The organism is Martelella limonii (genome assembly GCF_013344475.1).
GTDB classification, from domain to species: Bacteria; Pseudomonadota; Alphaproteobacteria; order Rhizobiales; family Rhizobiaceae; genus Martelella; species Martelella limonii.
The window spans coordinates 118,405-134,898 of sequence record NZ_JABUOU010000003.1; the positions used below are offsets into that span (position 1 = coordinate 118,405).

The 16,494-nt window shown below is 61.4% G+C and carries 11 protein-coding genes; all 11 read left to right on the forward strand.

The window, feature by feature from the left end; all coding sequences use genetic code 11:
• The first annotated feature begins 212 nt into the window (after positions 1-212).
• The 11 genes from HPQ62_RS08305 to HPQ62_RS08355 all read left to right on the forward strand — a co-directional run bounded on the left by HPQ62_RS08305 (position 213) and on the right by HPQ62_RS08355 (position 16,494).
• Complete coding sequence (locus HPQ62_RS08305; RefSeq protein ID WP_174802080.1) at positions 213-485, forward strand: glycine zipper domain-containing protein; 273 nt, start codon at positions 213-215, stop codon at positions 483-485.
• 211 nt (positions 486-696) lie between these two features.
• The gene (locus tag HPQ62_RS08310; RefSeq protein WP_174802081.1) at positions 697-2,619 is read left to right on the forward strand and encodes an autotransporter assembly complex protein TamA; all 1,923 of its coding nucleotides are present in this window, start codon (positions 697-699) and stop codon (positions 2,617-2,619) included.
• A gap of 105 nt (positions 2,620-2,724) precedes the next feature.
• Entirely contained in the window at positions 2,725-6,888 is a 4,164-nt protein-coding gene (locus HPQ62_RS08315; RefSeq protein WP_174802082.1) for a translocation/assembly module TamB domain-containing protein, read from the forward strand.
• 190 nt (positions 6,889-7,078) lie between these two features.
• On the forward strand, positions 7,079-8,116 hold the full coding sequence (locus tag HPQ62_RS08320; RefSeq protein WP_244629628.1) for a calcium:cation antiporter: 1,038 nt from the start codon (positions 7,079-7,081) through the stop codon (positions 8,114-8,116).
• Between the two features lie 14 nt (positions 8,117-8,130).
• Positions 8,131-9,258 (forward strand): transporter substrate-binding domain-containing protein, encoded by a 1,128-nt coding sequence (locus HPQ62_RS08325; protein ID WP_174802084.1) that lies wholly within the window; start codon positions 8,131-8,133, stop codon positions 9,256-9,258.
• A gap of 166 nt (positions 9,259-9,424) precedes the next feature.
• Positions 9,425-10,306 (forward strand): aldo/keto reductase, encoded by an 882-nt coding sequence (locus HPQ62_RS08330; RefSeq protein ID WP_174802085.1) that lies wholly within the window; start codon positions 9,425-9,427, stop codon positions 10,304-10,306.
• 71 nt (positions 10,307-10,377) lie between these two features.
• Positions 10,378-11,358 carry an aldo/keto reductase gene (locus HPQ62_RS08335; RefSeq protein WP_174802086.1) on the forward strand — a complete coding sequence of 327 codons (981 nt, stop codon included), beginning with the start codon at positions 10,378-10,380 and terminating at the stop codon, positions 11,356-11,358.
• 547 nt (positions 11,359-11,905) lie between these two features.
• A complete protein-coding gene (locus tag HPQ62_RS08340) occupies positions 11,906-13,171 on the forward strand; it encodes an ABC transporter substrate-binding protein (RefSeq protein WP_174802087.1) in 1,266 nt (421 codons plus the stop codon).
• Between the two features lie 261 nt (positions 13,172-13,432).
• Positions 13,433-14,503 carry a carbohydrate ABC transporter permease gene (locus HPQ62_RS08345; RefSeq protein WP_174802088.1) on the forward strand — a complete coding sequence of 357 codons (1,071 nt, stop codon included), beginning with the start codon at positions 13,433-13,435 and terminating at the stop codon, positions 14,501-14,503.
• A 3-nt stretch (positions 14,504-14,506) separates the two neighbouring features.
• Positions 14,507-15,388, forward strand: a complete 882-nt coding sequence (locus HPQ62_RS08350; RefSeq protein ID WP_174802089.1) for a carbohydrate ABC transporter permease — start codon at positions 14,507-14,509, stop codon at positions 15,386-15,388.
• A gap of 11 nt (positions 15,389-15,399) precedes the next feature.
• On the forward strand, positions 15,400-16,494 hold the full coding sequence (locus HPQ62_RS08355; RefSeq protein WP_174802090.1) for an ABC transporter ATP-binding protein: 1,095 nt from the start codon (positions 15,400-15,402) through the stop codon (positions 16,492-16,494).

Genomic DNA, 16,494 nt, shown 5'->3' on the forward strand with positions numbered 1-16,494 from the left:
TTGGTGGAACCAAACGGCAGGCTATCCATTTAATCTCAACCTAGACCGTGATGGCTGGGCATAAAGCTTTTCGCTTTTCGCTGGATCGGTAATCGGGTATGTTTTGAAAGAGCGGCAATGTGCTGCAACTGAGGGACGGCAACGATCAGATCCGGGACACAATGGATCGGTCTGTCGGCGCGGGACCAAGGCGCAAATGTGATGAGGGAATCATGAAAAAACTTTTTGCAGGAATTCTGATCGGCGTTTCTTCGCTTGCAGCGACGGCCTGCACGCCCACTCAGGAAGGTGCCGCCATCGGCGCTGGCACCGGCGCTCTCGTTGGTACCGCAATTGACGGCGGCGGTCTCGGCGGCGCGCTCGTTGGCGGCGCTGTCGGCGCAGGTGCTGGCGCGCTTATCGGCCGCGCAGTGGAAAACCAGCCCGGCAAGTGCTACTACCGTGACCGCTATGGTCGCGAATATACCGACACCTGCCCGCGGTAAGACATAGGCCCGCTGCCTCAAGGGGCAGCGAGCCCTCTGCCCGGCGCGCCGATAAGGCGCAATGTCTGTGGCGAATCGAGACCCGACATACAGCAGCCGTAATAAACGGTTAACGCTGTTGCCGGGTTTTCGTATATCTGAGGCTATGCGTTCGCGAAGCTGTTAATAACTTATCGCGTAGATGAATTTTCGCGATCTGGTCGAGTGGTAAATGTTGAGCCGTTCAAAACGGAAGAGTTTCGGAATAGCCAGTGCGCTGCATCTGCAGCTGGCGATTGCCGCTGCGTTTTTCGCGGTGAGCGAAGACGCGAACGCTTTCAGCCTTTTCGGAATTCACCTGTGGGGCCAGCGCGAGGTCGACACCTCCTCGATCCAGGATCCTGTCCGCTATGTCGTAAAATTCAACGTCAATGGCGGAGACAGCAGCCTTGACGGCTTCCTGCGCAATCGCTCGGCGCTTCTTGGCGATGAGAATATTCCGGTCGAAGGCGATCTCGGCGTGCTGGTCAAGGCGCGCGATGATCTGCAGATCCTCGTCGGGTCGCTCTACGAAAAGGCCTATTACGGCGGCGTGGTGAATATCGACGTCAACGGCCAGTCCATCGAAAACATCATCGGGCTGCCGGATTTCGGACGCGAGGACCCGGTTCCGGTCACCGTGACGATCAATGCCGGGCCGATGTTCACCTTCGCCAACATCAAGCTCGAAGGCGCACCCGCAAGCTTCGATCCGAGACGGATCGAACTTCAGACCGGCAAGCCCGCCTATTCGACAACCATCCTGACCGCCGCGCGCACCATTGCAGCCGAGCTCAAGGATCAGGGTCATCCCTTCGCAACGATCACCCGGCGCGAAGTGATCGCAAATCACGCCAATTCCACGGTCGATGTCGAGATCACGGCCGCCGACGGGCCGGTTGCCGATCTTGGAAACATTACCGTCTCGGGCTCTGAAGCCGTCAAGCACGAATTCATCGAACGCTATTCGCGCCTGCGGCCCGGCCAGCAATATTCTCCCGAGCAACTGACGGCAGCGGCCAACCGGCTGCGGGCACTCAAGACCTTCGATGCCGTCACCATAACCACCGGCGACGAGCTCGACGCGAACGGCCAGTTGCCAACCACGATCACGGTACGCGACGGCAAGTTCCGCTATTTCGGCTTTGGCGCAAACGTCTCGTCGATCGACGGGCTTGGGTTGCAGGGCTATTGGGGCCATCGCAACCTGTTCGGCGAGGCCGAGGGTCTGCGGCTTGATGCCGGCGTTTCACGCATCGGCGCTTCGGATGGCTACGATTTGAATTCGCTCGATGTGTCGGGCGGGATCACCTTCACCAAGCCCGGCCTGATCGCGCCTTCGGGCATGTTTACCGCAAGCATCATCACGGCGACCGAAAACCCGGATCCGTACAATGCCAAATCGGTGACCGGAAGCCTCGGCTATACGTTCGAGCAGAGCGAGCACAACACGGTTTCCCTCGGCATCGCGCTCGACTACTCCAATATCCAGGATGCGTTCGGCACCGAGGATTACCTGAACCTGTCGCTGCCGCTCGGCTTCGACCGCGATACCAGAAACGATCCGCTGAACGCGACCAAGGGTGTCTACATCCTCACCAATGCGGAACCGTCCTACGACTTCCTGAACTCTGAAAGCTTCGCCGCGTTCGAGGCCGTCGGCTCGACCTATCTCACCTTCGGCGAGGAGGAACGCTTCACGCTTGCCGGCCGGATCGGCGCAGGCACGATCGTCGGCGGCAGCGATCTTCAGGACATTCCCGCAACCGACCGCTTCTATGCCGGCGGCGGCGGCAGCGTGCGCGGCTATGCCTACAAGTCGATCTCGCCGCGCCTTGCCAATGGAGAGGAAACCGGCGGCCGGTCCTATGTCGGGGCAACGGTTGAAGCGCGGATCGGCGTCACCAAGAACATCCAGGTCGTTCCGTTCATCGATGCCGCCGACGTGTCGGTCGACTATTTCCCAGATTTCAGCGACATCCGCGCCGGCGCCGGCATCGGCGTGCGGTATCTGACCGGGTTCGGCCCGATCCGTCTTGATGTGGCCGTGCCGCTCGACCGCTATCCCGGCGGTGACAATTACGGCATCTATGCCGGTATCGGACAGACCTTCTAGGCGGCTTCTTGCAATTGACGATGCATTCATGCCTTTGATGGCATGATTGGAAATACGCGCAAATCACTCTAGTTTCAAAAGAGCTTGTCGCGCCCGAGGAGCCAAATGGCGATAGTGTTTTTGAGACGACTGGTGAAGATCATCGCAGGGCTTTTTGCCCTGCTTCTGCTCGTCATCCTGACGGCCGTCATCCTGGTCGGCTACACCGATTCCGGCGCCAATTTCGCCGTTCGACAGGTCACGAAGCGGATCGCCTCGCCGGATTTCGCCGTCCATGTCGGCAGGGTCAGCGCACCGCTGACCGGCCACTTCACCATCGAAAGCATCTCCGTCTCGGACATCAAGGGACCCTATGCCGCGATTGACAATATTGTGCTCGACTGGTCGCCGATGGCACTGTTGCGCGGCCGGTTTACCGCCGAAAGCCTGACCGCTGACAAGATTGCCCTTGCCCGTCTTCCCATTCCCGGCAAGCCCGCCCCGAAAAAGGAAAGCCAGGGAGGCTTCTCGCTCCCGATCGGCATCGATATCGAGAAATTCGACTTTGCCGAAATCGACATTGCGGAGGCGGTGGCGGGCGAGGACTACCCGCTTTCGGCAAGCGGCCATGCGCGCGCCGTGACCGACCGGATCTCCGGCGCGATCGACATCGAACACCGCACCCGCGCCGGCACCTATGTCCGCGCCGATGTCGAATACGCACCCGATCAGAACGTTCTCGATATCAAGGCGGAGGTCAATGAGCCTGAAGGCGGCATCGTCGCCACGCTCTTGAAGCTTCCGGGCGCCCCCGCACTCAACATCACCGTTGACGGCGACGGCCCGCTTTCGGACTGGAAGGGCCATGTTGCCGCAAGCCTTTCCGGCAAAACGCTTGGCGAGATCGATGTCCGCCATCAGTTGAACGCGGAATCGGACCGCACGGTCACGATTACCGGTGAGGGCGAATTTTCGCCGCTCACGCCGTCGGAGTTCCAGTCGCTGGTCGAAGGCAAGACCGATATCGACGTCTCGGCGACGCTTTCTCCCAACGGCCGCATCAAGATCGGCAAGGGCCTGATCTCGACCGGAAGCTTCGTGCTGACCGCCTCCGGCACCTATGACAAGACCGGGGAAAACGATCTCGACATCAATGTCGACGGCGTCAACGGCGGATCGGTCCCGTTTTCCTGGCCGATCGATGATGACGCATTGTCGATCTCGCTCGAAAACGCTGCTTTCTCTCTGCACGGCCCCGCCAAGAATGCCGATCTTTCCGCGACGGTAACGCTCTCGCAGCTGTCACTGCCGCAGCTTTCCGCAAGCGGTGTTTCGCTGGCAGCAAACGGAACCGGATTCAATCTGCTGACGCGCACCGGTGCGCTCAACCTCGGCCTCTCCGTCGAGAGTCTCGCCTTCCGCGACGAGAGCCTTGATCGGATGATCGAGGCGCCGCTGTCGTTGAAGAGCCGGGTCACGCTTTCACCGAAGACGGTGCAGCTTGACAATGTCGCTCTGGAAAGCGGCGCGGTCGGCGCCACGGCCAATGTGGACTACAATCTCGAGACCAGCGAGGCAACGGGCCACGCAAAGCTGTTTGTGCTCGCCGATGCCCTGCCCGACGCGGTCTCGGGCATGATCAAGGACATGACGCGCATCGAAAGCGATTTCTTCCTGACGACGGCGTCGGGCGATGTCGTGCTGAAGAACCTTGAGGTCGAGAATGGACTGATCAATGCCGGAGGCGAAGTCAGCCTCACCGGCGGCAATATCAACGCAACGCTCAAGGCAACCCTGAGCGAACTCCAGCGCCTGTCGCCGCAGGTCAGCGGCTCGGCCGTGGTGGATGCCAAGATCACCGGCGAAATCGCCAAGCCCGACATCGATGCAAAGATTTCGGCGGACAGCCTGCAGATTTCCGGAGAGCCCCTGAAGGATTTCGTCGCGAAGCTCTCCGGCACGGCCGACATGTCGGCGCCGTCGGGAACGCTTTCGGCCACCGGCACCTATGCCGATGCACCGCTTTCGGTGTCCGCAAACGTGACCTCCAAGGACGGCCAGACGGAAATCTCCGGCATTGACGGAACGGTGGGCGCCAACACCTTCTCCGGCGACCTCGTGCTCAACAAGGCGTTCCAGCCGGCGGGCGGCATCAGCTTCGATTTCCCGGACCTGAAGCTTCTTGCAGGGCTTGCCGGACAGAAGGCCGAAGGCGCGGTCTCGGGTCGTATCGAACTCGACAATGCCAATGACCGCATCGGCCTGTCGATCGACGCTCGTGGCGACCGCCTCATCGTCAACGGCATTACCGCGAACAATCTCGATGCCGACATGACTGTCTCGGATATCTCCGCGCTGAAGGCGAGCGGCAAGATCACGCTGGGCTCTGTGACCGTTTCAGGCCAGACGCTGACCGACATCACCGTTGCAGCGCGCAACGAAGGCACGAGAACAAGCTTCGACGTGACCGCCCGTCACGATGGCCAGCCGGTTGCGCTGAAGGCCGATGTCAGCCGCGGCGACACGCTTGCCATCACGCTGAACCAGCTTGAGGGTTCGCCGATGGCACTGAACCTGCGCCTGCTTGCTCCGGCCAGGATTTCGATCGCCAATGGCACGACCAGGATCGACAATCTGCGGCTGGGCGTCGGCGGCGGCACGGTGACCGCCAGCGGAACGGTTGGCGAAAGACTGAACATCACCGCGAACATCAACGGCGTTTCTGCGGCGATCGCCAACCAGTTCATGCCCAGTGTCGGTGCAAGCGGCACGATTTCCGGCACGGTGACCGCCAACGGCACGATCGCGCGGCCTCAGGCCGATTACAATCTGCGCTGGGACAACGCCAATCTGCAACAGGCCAACTCACTTGGCGGACAGCCGTTCACGCTCACCACGAGCGGGCGCTATGACGGCAATCAGGTCACGACCGACACCACGATCATCAACCCGCAAGGCATCAATGCGCGCATCACCGGATCCGTCGGCCTGACGGGCAACAGGCCGCTCAACCTCAACGTCAAGGGCAAGCTGCCGATGCAGGTCGCCTCGGCGATCGCGGCAAATTCCGGCTTCGCCATCACCGGCAGCGCCAATGTCGACGCCACGATCGGCGGCACGATCACGAGCCCGTCCTATTCGGGCGATGTCAGCGTCGCCATCGACTCGCTGACCGATATCCGCCGTAACATCTCGCTCAACAATATCGACGGCGGGGTGACGCTCTCCGGCAATCAGCTGGTCGTCAACGGCCTGACCGGCAGGCTTGCCGCGGGCGGCACAGTGACAATCAACGGCACGATCGGTCTCAGCGGCGGATATCCGGCCTCACTCACGATTGTCGCCGACAATGCCGTCATCAATGACGGTCAGATGCTGACGACCACGGCGAACGGCACGCTGACGGTCGATGGGCCGTTGCTCTCCCGGCCGCTGCTGGCCGGAAAGCTCACGCTTGCGCGCACAGCAATCGTCATTCCCGACCGTCTGCCGGCGTCGATCTCGCAGATCGATATCGTGCATGAGGATGCTTCGAAGGCCGTGCTCCGTCAGGCCGAAATCCTCGCGCCTCAGCAGGCGAGCGGCGCGCAGACGACGCTTGCGCTCGACCTCACCATCGAAGCCCCGAACGCGATCTTCGTGCGCGGCCGTGGCGTTGACGCCGAACTCGGCGGCACGGTGCGCATCACCGGCACCACCCAGGACCCGATCGTGAGCGGCGGTTTCGATCTGGTGCGCGGCCGGCTTTCGATCCTCGGCCGCAGGCTGACCTTCACGCAGGGACGCATCACCTTTGGCGGCGCGCTGATCCCGATGATCGACCTCAGAGCGGATACGAGCGCGGGCGGCACCGACGTCACTATTGCGCTTCAGGGCATCGCCAACGATCCGCAGGTGCAGCTTTCCTCCTCGCCGCCCTTGCCGGATGATGAGATCCTTGCGCAGCTGCTGTTCAACCAGTCTTCCTCGCAGCTTTCCGCGCTGCAGATCGCCCAGTTGGCCGATGCCGTCATCCAGTTGACCGGCGGCACCGATCAGTCGCTGTTCGGCTCGATCCGGCAGGTGCTTGGCGTCGACAATCTTGATCTTTCGACCGACTCTGAGGGCAATGCCTCCGTGAGTGTCGGCAAGTATCTCAACAACAATACCTATCTCGAGATCGAGCAGAGCCGCGACACCGGCACCAGAGCCAGCATCAACATCGACATCGGCCGGAACTTCATCGTCAAGGGCTCCGCATCCACATCCGGAGAGACAACCGGCGGCATTTTCTACGAAAAGGAATACTGATCGCCCGCGGCAACGCGGTTGATATTGTGGCGAGAACATGGCAAGCGGAAGGACGAGTCCCGGGTCGGCCGACAGAGGAGACACGCCCTTGACCATCGAACACGGCTCGGTTGAGACGCGCCGGTCCCTTGCATCACTTGCAAAGCGTGAACGGGTGCTCGGGGTCGCAATCCTCTCCAGCATCGCGGCGATGCTGTTCGAAGACAGCCTGTTTCACGGCATGGACAACCCGCTGAAACTTGGGTTCGTGCTCGTCTGGCTGTTCGTGGTGATCCTCGCAGCGGCGATTGGCGTTGTGCGCCATGCCGAGAAGATTTCGGAACGCCTGGGAGAGCCCTTCGGCACCCTGGTGCTGACCCTTTCGATCACCGGCATCGAGGTAATGAGCATCACCGCCGTGATGCTGAACGGCGCGAACAACCCGGCGCTGGTGCGCGATACGCTGATGTCGGTGGTGATGATCATCATGGGCGGCATGCTGGGGATTTCGCTTTTGCTCGGCGCGCTGCGCCACCGCGAACTGAGCTTCAACCTGCAAGGGGCAAACGCCTATCTCGGAGTGATCATTCCGCTTGCCGCCTTCAGCCTTCTGCTTCCGAATGTAAGCCTCGCAACCGAGGGACCGACGCTCAGCACGCTGCAGAAGGTGATGGTCGGCACGATGGCGGCAGGCCTCTATATCATCTTCCTGATGATGCAGATGGGCCGCCACCGCGGCTATTTTGCCCAGCCCGAGGAAGACGACGCTGCACCTGAAGACCATCACAAGCCGATAGGCTCGATCTGGCTCCATGTGGCGCTTCTGTTCGCCTACATTCTGCCCGTCGTCTATCTTGTCGAACAGCTCGCAAGACCCGTCGACTACATCATCGAGACCATGGGTGCGCCGGGCATGATCGGCGGCGTGCTGATGGCCATCATGGTCACCACGCCCGAAGGCATTGGCGGGGTGCGGGCAGCCCTCGACAAGCGGCTGCAGTCATCGGTGAACATCTTTCTCGGTTCCGTGCTCGCCACGATCGGACTGACCGTTCCGATCATGCTTGTCGTGTCGAGTGCGCTGGGCCTCGACCTGCAACTTGGCCTTGCTCCCCTCGACGCCATGATGCTGGTGCTGATGCTGGCCGTCAGCATCGTCACCTTTGCCAGCGGCCGCACCAATCTGTTGCAGGGCGCCGTGCACTTTCTGCTGTTCATAGCCTTCCTTCTGCTGATCTATCGCGGTTGAATCGAAAGGACGTCATGCCCAGAACACGCAAAAGACCGATCGCCCTCGTCCATGGCTTCCTGCTTGCGCTTCTCATTCTGGGTTTTGGCGGCGCCCTTTCAAGCCCCGTCAGCGCACAGCAACAGGACGTCGCGCCGCGCACGGTAACCGTCGGCTACCGCATCCTGCCGCCCTTCGTCACCAAGGACAGCGAAGGCAATCTCGGCGGCATGGCCGTCGATCTCTGGCGCGAGATCGAGGCAGGTTTCAACGTCGCGCCGACCATGGTGGAATTCGAGACGGTGGCTGACATGCTGGCAGCAACGGCCGCGCGCGAACTCGACGTGGCGATCGGGGCGATTTCGATTACCGAAGAGCGTGCGGAGCGGGTCGACTTCACCCAGCCCTGGTTTGATTCCGGGCTCAGGATCATGGTCGATGACCGAAGCTCCTCCTCGCTCGCCAATATCTGGAACGGGCTCGCTGAGGCCGGCTATCTGCGCTATTACGCCTGGCTCCTGGTCTTCATCCTGATTGCAACCGTCGGCCTGACCCTGTTCGACCGGCGTTTCGACAAGACCTTCACGCGGCGCTGGCCCGACGGCATCGCGGAAAGCTTTTATGCCGTGATGCTGGTGGCAACACGCGGGAGCCTTCCCAGCCGGTCGAAGCTCTTTGGCTGGTACGGCAAGATCTTCTCGGCCTTCTGGCTGGTCATTGGCATTGCCATCGTCGCCTACATAACCTCATCGGTCACCAGCGTGATGACGAGTATCGCGATCACCGGCAACATCACCGGCCCGGAGGATCTGCCCGGCCGCACCGTCGGCGTGTTCCGCGGCTCGACGGCGGAAACCCGGATGCGCCGCAACGGCGTTGCCTTCGCAACCTATACCGACATGGATCAGGCTGTTGAAGCGCTGAGGGCAGCGGATATTGATGCCATCGTCGGCGACGCGCCGGTTCTCGAATATTACAAGGCGCAGCACCCGGACCTGGGTCTTGATGTGGTGGGCAGGATCTTCGCGCCCGACAAGTTCGGCTTCGCGCTTCCCTATGGTCAGGACACGCTGATCTACCCGATCACAGTCCGGCTGCTGTCGCTGCAGGAGGATGGGATCGTGCGTGCGCTCGCCCAGCAATATTTCGGGGATGAGCGCTAACGCCCTCGCCGCGTCTCGCCTGCGGCGCAGGCACAGCCGCCTTTCCGCAGCCGCGCCGCGGGTTGAAATCTTGGCGCTCATACCCCACTTCCGTAATGGAAGGCATTTCCCGCGCACGCGCGTTTCAGCGGTGTCGCATTTCACGATTTTTATTCAGGAGATTATCATGGCTGACAAGATCGCCGATAAGGCCGGCACGTTTTCGATCGGTGGCACACTCACCGTCAACCGGCTTGGTTTTGGCGCGATGCGGATTACCGGCAAGGGCATCTGGGGCGAACCCGCCGACCGTGACGGCGCGCTCGAAACGTTGAAGCGCCTGCCGGAACTGGGTGTCGACTTCATCGACACTGCCGACAGCTACGGCCCGGATGTCTCCGAATGGTTGATCAAGGAAGCGCTTCATCCCTATGGCGACGTCAAGATCGCCACCAAGGGTGGGCTCACCCGCGTTGGACCCGATGTCTGGCTGCCGGTCGGTCGGCCGGAATATCTGCGTCAGCAGGTGCATAAGAGCCTGCGCAATCTCGGCGTCGAACAGCTGGACCTCTGGCAGCTTCACCGCATCGATTCCAAGGTCCCGCAGGACGAGCAGTTCGGCGCGATCCGCGAATTTCTCGATGAAGGGCTGATTGCCCATGCCGGCCTCTCGGAGGTTTCGGTTGACGAGATCCAGGCGGCAAGCAAGGTCTTCAAGGTCGCGACCGTCCAGAACCGCTATAATCTGGTCGATCGCACCAGCGAGGATGTTCTGGACTATTGTGCTGAAAACGGTATCGGCTTCATTCCGTGGCATCCGCTCGCAGCCGGCGAACTTGCAAGCTCCGGTTCGCTTCTGGACGAGATTGCCAAGAAGCACGACGCCGCGCCAAGCCAGATCGCGCTTGCCTGGGTTCTGAAGCGCAGCCCGGTGATGATGCCGATCCCCGGAACTTCCAAGGTCAAGCATCTGGAGGAGAACCTCTCCGCTGCCTCGATCGCGCTTTCGGACGATGAATTCGCCGCACTCGACGAAGAGGGCAAGAAGGCCTTCGCCAAGGCCGCCTGATTCCCGCCCTTTCACCGCCGGCCTTCCGGGCCGGCGGCACAAAGCCCTGAAGGAAACAGGAGTTCGATCCCATGGACTATATCAAGCTTGGCCGCACCGGCCTCGACGTCTCCCGCCTCTGCCTCGGCTGCATGACCTATGGCGAGCCCGACAAGGGGCCGCACCCATGGTCGCTCACGGAAGAAACAAGCCGACCCTTCATCCGCAAGGCGATCGAGGACGGCATCAACTTCTTCGACACGGCCAACGTCTATTCCGCCGGAACGTCGGAAGAGATCGTCGGACGGGCGCTCAAGGACTTTGCCCGGCGCGAGGAAATCGTGCTTGCCACGAAGGTCCATGGCCGCATGCATGACGGGCCGAACGGCGCGGGCCTCTCGCGCAAGGCGATCATGCAGGAAATCGACAACTCGCTGCGCCGGCTCGGCACCGATTATGTCGACCTCTACCAGATCCACCGCTTTGATTACGACGTTCCGATCGAAGAAACGCTGGAAGCGCTCAACGATGTGGTGAAGGCCGGCAAGGCGCGCTATATCGGCGCCTCCTCCATGCATGCCTGGCAGTTTGCCACCATGCTCGCCACCCAGAAGGCGAATGGCTGGGCGCGGTTCGTCACGATGCAGAACTACGTCAACCTGCTTTACCGCGAGGAAGAGCGCGAAATGCTGCCGCTCTGCGAAGCCGAAGGCGTCGGCGTCATTCCCTGGAGCCCGATGGCGCGCGGGCGGCTGACGCGGCCCTTCGACACCGAGACCAACCGCACCGAGACCGATGCCTTCGGAAAGACGCTCTTCGCCGAAACCGAGCATGCCGACCGCAAGGTGGTGGAAGCCGTCGAAGCGATTGCCAAGGAGCGCGGCGTGCCGATGGCGCAGATTGCGCTTGCCTGGGTTCTGGCGAAGAAGCCGGTTTCCGCGCCGATCATCGGCGCCTCCAAGCCGCATCATCTCGACGACGCTCTCGGGGCGCTGACGCTGGAGCTCAGCGATGACGAGATTGCGCGGCTTGAAGCCCCCTATATCCCGCACCGGGTGATGGGCTTCAAATAGGTCGAAAGGCCCTTCTCGCCACCGCGTCGAACGTCATGGAGCGGCATTGTCTTCCAGAAGGGCAAGGCCGCTCTGTCGCGTTCCGGGCACTAACGATCCAGCATCTTCCGCGATGCGACCCCGCGTCACCTGCTCTCGTGCCTTGAAGCAAGGCCATGCCGGCATCAAGTTTGCGTAAGGCGCGGTTCAAGCAACCTGAAACCATTTGCCGAAATCTCTGCGCCCGACGGTTGAGCCGCGGTCTATTTTCGTGTTAAGAGATTTTCCACCATTATATGTGCCCCTCGTTCGAGGGACACCGGCGGGAAGGCTTTGTTTCGGCACGGGGAGGGTGTCGGAACTCACCGGATGCGCGGAACGCTCTATCGTTCGCCTGTGCAACGGAAGCCCCCGCCACCTCTTTATCATGGGCCTCGTGCGTTTCGGTTTTGCCGCTCATGAACGCCGCGTCGATGCGGCCTTGCCTCCCAGAAGCTTCACAGCGGTGGCCCCGCCACCGCATCTTTCAGGCACTCCTGCCTGATGGCGACTTATCGGAGGAGATAACATGCACAAGACAGCGTTCATCCTGGCCACGCTGATGGCGACCACGGCCCTGCCCGCAACGGGCTATGCCGCCACCGAACTCACCATGTGGTACCACGGCGCCGGCAACGAAACGGAATCGAATATCCTCAAGAACATCGTTTCCGATTTCAACGACAGCCAGGACGAATGGGAAGTGGTGCTCGAGAGCTTCCCGGAGAACTCCTACAATGATTCCGTGACGGCGGCGGCGCTTGCCGGCAACCTGCCGGACATCATCGACGTCGACGGCCCGATCATGCCGAACTGGGCCTGGTCCGGCTACATGCAGCCCCTGCCGATCGACAAGGCCAAGCTCGACGGCTTCCTGCCCGGCGCAATCGGCGAATGGGACGGCCAGATCTATTCCGTCGGCCTATGGGACGCGGCACTCGCGATGATGACGCGCCAGTCCTATCTGGACAAATACGACATCCGTAAGCCGACGCTGGAAGAGCCATGGACCGCCGAAGAATTCGACGATATTCTCGTCAAGCTGAAGGATAGCGGCGATTTCGAATATCCGCTGAACCTCGGCATGGCGGATGCCGGCGAGTGGTACACCTATGCCTTCCTGCCCTTCCTGCAATCCTTTGGCGGCGATCTTGTCGACCGCGCGGATTACCAGACCGCAGAGGGCGTGCTGAACGGCGAGGCGGCGATCGCCTTTGGCGAATGGTGGCAGTCGCTGTTCGAGCGCGGTCTCGCACCGGGACCTTCGCAGGATCCGGCGGACCACCAGAACGGCTTCATCAACGGCGAATATGCGATCGACTGGAACGGCAACTGGACGGCCCGCACCAAGCTCGACGCCTTCGATGATGTGGTCTTCCTGCCAGCGCCCGATTTCGGCGAAGGCTCGAAGATCGGCGCTGCCAGTTGGCAGCTTGGCATCTCGGAATCCTCCGAGCACCCGGATGGCGCTGCCGCCTTTATCGAATTCGCGATCCAGGACCAGTATCTGGCGGACTTCTCCAACGGCATCGGCCTCGTGCCCGCCACCCAGGCTGCCGCCGACATGTCGGACTTCTACAAAGAGGGCGCCCCGCTTGCCGTGTTCTACGGGCTTTCGGATGCACAAGGCTCGCTGCGCCCCGTGACGCCGGGCTACGTCGTCGAGACCAGCGTGTTCCAGAAGGCGATCGCCGACATCGCCAATGGCGCGGATGTCGCCGATACGCTGGATGCGGCGGTGGACGAGATCGACACCGATATCGATCGCAACCAGGGCTATGGCCACGGTGGTTGAGGGTACAAGGGGCTGGCTTCGGCCGGCCCCTTTGTTTTGTTTGGAGCGAGCATAAGCGTGAGGCACCCCCAATCTCCCCCCTTGAGGGGGAGATGTCGCGAAAGCGACAGAGAGGGGTACAGAGCATAAGCCGCTGACGCCGTGCTCTCGGACAGGCTTCACCCCTCTCTGCCCTGCCGGGCATCTCCCCCTCAAGGGGGGAGATTGGATCATGGCCAATGTTCAGGCCTGCCACCAACCCCTCAATACGAGGACAGACAGATGAGCCGGAAACTGACGGAAAACAATGGAGCGGGGTGGGCTTTCGCGGCACCCTCGACCCTGCTGATCGGCCTCTTCATCATCCTTCCGTTTTTCCTCGCGATCGCCTTTTCACTCACCGACCAGCGGCTGATCTCGCCGAACCCGACGCGCTATGTCGGCGCTGAGAACTACCGCGACCTGCTCGGCATCAACGTCATCAGGCTCGAACCCGAAGTGGGTGACGACGGACAGCTCGCCCGCGACAAGGATGGCAATCTCGAATATCCCCGCGTCCGCTCCCTCACCCGCTCCGACGACTATCCGCAATATTTCGGCATGCGCGAATGGTTCCGGGTCCATGCCGGCAACACCGCCTATGTGGTGGTGGCGCGCGATGTCGTGTTCATGAAGGCGCTGGTCAACACCCTGATCTTCGTGGCGATCACGGCGCCCGTTCAGGCGGGGCTGGCACTGGGTCTGGCGCTTTTGATCAACCAGCGATTACGGGGCGTCAACGTGTTCCGCGCCGTGTTCTTCATGCCGGTGGTGGTGTCGATCGTGGTGGTCTCGCTGCTCTGGCGGTTCATCTATGACGGCAATGACGGTCTTTTGAACGCGCTTCTGTCGGGCATGACCTTCGGCATTTTCCAGCCGGTGGACTGGCTCGGAAACACCCACACCGCGCTCGGCTCGATTATCGCCATGTCGATCTGGCAGGCGGTCGGCTTTCATATGGTGATCTGGCTTGCGGGTCTGCAGACGATCCCGCCCACGCTCTACGAGGCAGCAGCCATCGAAGGCTCATCCAAATGGCAGACCTTCCGCTATGTCACCTGGCCGGGGCTTCGCAATACCGCCGTGCTAGTTCTGGTGGTGATCACCATGCAGGCCTTTGCCGTCTTCGCCCAGATCGACGTGATGACCAAGGGCGGGCCCCTCGATTCGACGCAGACGCTGGTGTTCCAGGCGGTTGAGCGCGGCTACGGCCGGCAGGATATTTCCGGCGGCTCGACCATCTCGGTCGTGCTGTTCGTGCTGGTTCTGGTGATCTCGCTTGCCCAGCGCTATTTCACGCGGGAGAGGAACTGAGCCATGGCCGCGATCTCAAACGACAATCACGGCCTGAGACTTGCCGTGCGCTATCTCGTCCTGGTGCTGGTGGCGCTTGTCTTCCTGCTGCCGCTCCTGTTCATGGTGATGTCCTCGCTGAAGCCGGACAGCCAGCTTCTGAACGACACCTCCTCGCTTCGTGCCTTCCTGCCCGTCGGCGACATCAGCCTCGAAAACTATGCGGGCGCCTTCCGCCGCGCGCCGATCGGCCTGTTCGTCTTCAATTCGGTGATGATCACCACGATCACGGTGCTGGCCTCGCTGTTTTTATGCTCGCTCGGGGCGTTCTCCTTCACCTTCGTCCGGTGGCGCGGCAATGGGGTGGTGCTGTCGATCCTGCTTGCCACGCTGATCATCCCGTTCGAGACCATCGCCATTCCGCTGCTGCTCTTTGTCTCACGCCTGCCCTGGATCAGCCTCGACGGGTTTTCGCTGGGCTGGCTCAACACCTACCGGGTGCAGATCATTCCCTGGATCGCCGATGCGCTGACGATCTTCCTGTTCGTCCAGTATTTCAAGGATCTCCCGCGCGAGCTGATCGAGGCGGCGCGTGCGGAAGGGGCGAGCTGGTGGCAGATCTACCGCCGGGTGGTGATGCCGCTTTCCGGCCCCGTGATCGCCACCGCCGCCATCCTGAAGGCGCTGAAGATGTACAATGAACAATATCTCTGGCCGCTGATCGTGGTGCAGGATGAAGCCCACCGGCCGATCATGGTCGGGCTTGGATACTTCTTCCAGCTCAACGTGCCGTGGGGCGAGGTCATGGCCTATCTTTCGCTGATCACCTTGCCGGTGCTGGTGTTCTATCTGGTGCTTCAACGCGCATTCATCGCATCGATCGCGTCAACCGGCGTAAAGGGCTGAAGGAGAAAAACATGGCAGGTCTGTCACTCAAATCGGTCCGCAAGTCCTATGGCAAGGTCGAGGTCATCAAGGGCGTCGATCTCGATATCAAGGATGGCGAGTTCGTGGTCTTTGTCGGGCCCTCCGGATGCGGAAAGTCCACGCTTCTCCGGATGATCGCGGGGCTTGAGGATATCACCGACGGCACGCTGGAAATCGGCGGCCGCAAGGTCAACGACCTGCAACCGAAGGAACGCGGCATCGCCATGGTGTTCCAGACCTATGCGATCTTCCCGCATATGTCGGTGCGCGAAAACGTCGCCTTCGGGCTGACGATCGCGGGCGTGCCGAAGAAGGAAAAGGAGGAGGCCGTCCAGCGAGCAGCGAAAATCCTGCAGATGGAGCACCTTCTCGACCGCCGCCCGTCGCAGCTTTCCGGCGGCCAGCGTCAGCGCGTCGCGATCGGCCGCGCCATCGTTCGCAATCCGGCCGTGTTCCTGTTCGACGAGCCGCTCTCCAATCTCGATGCGGCGCTCCGGATGGACATGCGCATGGAGATCGGCAAGCTTCACAACCAGCTCGATGCCACCATGATCTACGTGACCCACGACCAGGTGGAAGCGATGACGCTTGCCGACCGGATCGTTGTCTTGAAGGACGGCGTGGTCCAGCAGGTCGGAACGCCGATGGAGCTCTACCACGAGCCTGCCAACCTGTTCGTCGCAGGATTCATCGGCTCGCCATCGATGAATTTCATGGATGTCGATATCGTGGAAAACACCGGCCGGGGCATCACCGTGAAGTCGGAGGCGCTCGATGCAGTCACGCTGCAGAAAAGCCGCTTCGATTTTGCCGGCCATAAGACCGCGCGGCTGGGTCTGCGGCCGCAATATCTCGATGTCGTGGAAAGTGGCACGGCCGGCGGGCTGCACGGCACGGTCACGCTTGTGGAGCGTCTCGGCACCGAGACCGTTATCAATGTCGAGCTGACCCGCGGCGGCCGCATCGTTGCAGCCCTTGCCGAGGATCGCCCGCTTCAGACCGGAAGCGAGATCACGCTCGTCTTCGATCCGGAAAGAGCGCATCTTTTCCCGGTCAAAAAGGACGCCCACCAGGCTTCAAGCTGA

What these genes read in the sequence shown, in the direction of transcription:
- HPQ62_RS08305 (WP_174802080.1), top strand. Translation starts at nt 213, where the DNA reads ATGAAAAAACTTTTTGCAGGAATTCTGATCGGCGTTTCTTCGCTTGCA.
- HPQ62_RS08310 (WP_174802081.1), top strand. Translation starts at nt 697, where the DNA reads ATGTTGAGCCGTTCAAAACGGAAGAGTTTCGGAATAGCCAGTGCGCTG.
- HPQ62_RS08315 (WP_174802082.1), top strand. Translation starts at nt 2,725, where the DNA reads ATGGCGATAGTGTTTTTGAGACGACTGGTGAAGATCATCGCAGGGCTT.
- HPQ62_RS08320 (WP_244629628.1), top strand. Translation starts at nt 7,079, where the DNA reads ATGCTGTTCGAAGACAGCCTGTTTCACGGCATGGACAACCCGCTGAAA.
- HPQ62_RS08325 (WP_174802084.1), top strand. Translation starts at nt 8,131, where the DNA reads ATGCCCAGAACACGCAAAAGACCGATCGCCCTCGTCCATGGCTTCCTG.
- HPQ62_RS08330 (WP_174802085.1), top strand. Translation starts at nt 9,425, where the DNA reads ATGGCTGACAAGATCGCCGATAAGGCCGGCACGTTTTCGATCGGTGGC.
- HPQ62_RS08335 (WP_174802086.1), top strand. Translation starts at nt 10,378, where the DNA reads ATGGACTATATCAAGCTTGGCCGCACCGGCCTCGACGTCTCCCGCCTC.
- HPQ62_RS08340 (WP_174802087.1), top strand. Translation starts at nt 11,906, where the DNA reads ATGCACAAGACAGCGTTCATCCTGGCCACGCTGATGGCGACCACGGCC.
- HPQ62_RS08345 (WP_174802088.1), top strand. Translation starts at nt 13,433, where the DNA reads ATGAGCCGGAAACTGACGGAAAACAATGGAGCGGGGTGGGCTTTCGCG.
- HPQ62_RS08350 (WP_174802089.1), top strand. Translation starts at nt 14,507, where the DNA reads ATGGCCGCGATCTCAAACGACAATCACGGCCTGAGACTTGCCGTGCGC.
- HPQ62_RS08355 (WP_174802090.1), top strand. Translation starts at nt 15,400, where the DNA reads ATGGCAGGTCTGTCACTCAAATCGGTCCGCAAGTCCTATGGCAAGGTC.